Origin of the sequence: Maribacter sp. (genome assembly GCF_049667165.1) — a bacterium.
GTDB lineage: Bacteria > Bacteroidota > Bacteroidia > Flavobacteriales > Flavobacteriaceae > Maribacter_A.
The window spans coordinates 1-2,166 of sequence record NZ_JBATHS010000272.1; the positions used below are offsets into that span (position 1 = coordinate 1).

Here is a 2,166-nt window from a genome sequence, read left to right on the forward strand (position 1 = left end):
CGGACAACAAAACATGGGGTTCTCGAACTCACAACTTGATGCTCATTTGGCTGTTAAAAATGAGATGAGAATCTCAAGTGAGTTGGATGCTTTTGCAGCTTCACAAAGTGGAATGGGTATTGCATATGAAAGCATTCGAGGTTTTGACAGTGGCTTTTTAGATGGCTTTGGAGCAGGATTTGGAAGTACAGTAGATTTCTTCTCGAGTTTAGGTACTACACAAGGCTGGAAAGATTTGGGGCAAGGCGTACTTGATTTTGCGACATTTATCAATCCAACATCCATCGAAGGGTTGATGATGCATGCTCAGGTGGGAGACCGTTCAATAAACTATGTCCAGAATATTCCAAATATGTCGGGCTATGAAGTGGGATACGACTTTGGATTTGGAACAGAAAAAGCTTTAGAAATAGCCGTAACAAGAGGAGTATACACGGGTGCTGGATTTGGGGTCGGAAGTTGGAGGATATTATCTAGTACTTCAATGAGAGGTTCTACTTTACTTAAGACCGGAAAGAATTTTAGACTTGATTTGGATATAAGAAATGGTCTACACTACCATAGACGAGGGCCAGGTGGAATTGGCAGACATAGACCATGGCAAGTAAAACCTGGAGATCAAGGTGATTTTTGGAAAAGATTTTAAACAAGACGATATGGATCAGTTTATTATAGAATTGGGGGCTTTACTGGAAAAAACCTTGGCTTGGTCTGAAGAATTTAAGAAGGGGATTCGAAATTATGCTTTTGATGTTGATGATGAAATTTACGAAATTTCCAGAAAATACAATAAGGATTTTAATAAAGACGATTTGAACTTGTTTTACAATCTACTAGATTTTTATTGTGATGCTATTAAGCACGACTTTAAGAGAATAGACAATAATTATTCTGTTTTACAGGCTAAATCAGATATTGAAACGCTTAAGAATATCTTGGGAAATAATTTTGTTATTGAATTACCCAAAGATCTTAAAGATAGATTAAAAAATATATGAATTGTTTCAGGTGTTACTAGTGTTAAGTTAGTTTGGATATGACGGTTTGCTTGTGTATTTTTATCAAAAAAAACATGGTACTGTACACAATAAAACTCAATCAATTTGAGGTAGAAGAATTGAATAAAGTAATAAGCAAGGGAAGCCATACCTCTCAGGCTTATAGAGCGGCTTATATTTTATTGAATTGTGACAAAGGCGAATATTCGGCCAATGCAGAAATTAGAAATTCAGAAATCTGCAAGATATTGCGGGTAGGGGAAAGTACCATTGATCGGGTCAAAAAGAAGTTCATTGAAGAAGGGTTTGACAGTGTGTTAGAACGAAGACTTTCGTCGCAGAATTACACAAAAAAGGTGGATGGAGATGTTGAAGCAAAACTGGTAACACTTTGTTGCAGCGATCCTCCGGAAGGGTTTTCGAAATGGTCACTACGCCTTTTAGCAGACAAGATGGTCGAGTTAAACTATGTTGATTATATTTCGCATGTAACAGTGGGCGAAGTACTAAAAAAAACGAACTTAAGCCCTGGAAAGTAAAAGGATGGGTTATTCCACCGGAACAAAGTAGTGAATTTGTAGCCAATATGGAACATGTGCTGGATATTTACAAGCAGCCATACGATGAAAATTATCCAGTTGTGTGTATGGACGAATCGCCCAAACAATTAATTGAAGAAGTTGCGTCAACATCGATTAAGCCTGGCCAGGAAGCCAGAGTGGACTATGAATACATCAGACATGGGATGGTTAATGTTTTTATGGCCAATGAACCGTTAAAGGGTAAACGGTTGGTTGAAATCACTCAATATAAAACGAAAAAAGATTGGGCAAAATTTATGAAGAGGATTGCAGATGAAATGTACCCAAAAGTAAAAAAGATAAGACTGGTCATGGACAACTTCAAAACGCATGGAGCATCGGCTTTTTACGAGACATTTGTTCCAGAAGAAGCCAAACGATTATGCGGTCGGTTTGAATTTATTTTTACCCCAAAGCACGGCAGCTGGCTGAATATGGCAGAGATCGAACTTCATGTCCTAAATGGTCAATGCCTAAATCGACATATCGCAACAATGGAAGAAATAACATCAGAAGTAAAAGCATGGGCAAGCCATAGGAACAACAAAACTGCAAAAATCAACTGGCAGTTTACAAACGATCAGGCA

At 37.9% G+C, this 2,166-nt stretch carries 3 protein-coding genes; all 3 read left to right on the plus strand.

Going from position 1 to position 2,166, the window contains the following annotated elements:
- Positions 1–646 (plus strand): hypothetical protein (locus WBM98_RS13255; RefSeq protein WP_424366500.1); only part of this gene is annotated, 646 nt, incomplete at its 5' end.
- Between the two features lie 10 nt (positions 647–656).
- A complete protein-coding gene (locus tag WBM98_RS13260; protein ID WP_424366501.1) occupies positions 657–998 on the plus strand; it encodes a hypothetical protein in 342 nt (113 codons plus the stop codon).
- Positions 999–1,072: 74 nt separating this feature from the next.
- Positions 1,073–2,166, plus strand: a protein-coding gene (locus WBM98_RS13265; protein WP_424366502.1) for an IS630 family transposase whose coding sequence is annotated in 2 segments (ribosomal slippage) — positions 1,073–1,496 and positions 1,496–2,166 — 1,095 coding nt annotated over the 2 segments. Because the reading frame shifts where the segments join, the coding sequence is not laid out codon by codon here. This gene is flagged as partial in the annotation.

Bases quoted from the DNA above. Each gene is read 5' to 3' on its own strand.
- WBM98_RS13260 (WP_424366501.1), top strand. From the start codon at position 657: ATGGATCAGTTTATTATAGAATTGGGGGCTTTACTGGAAAAAACCTTG.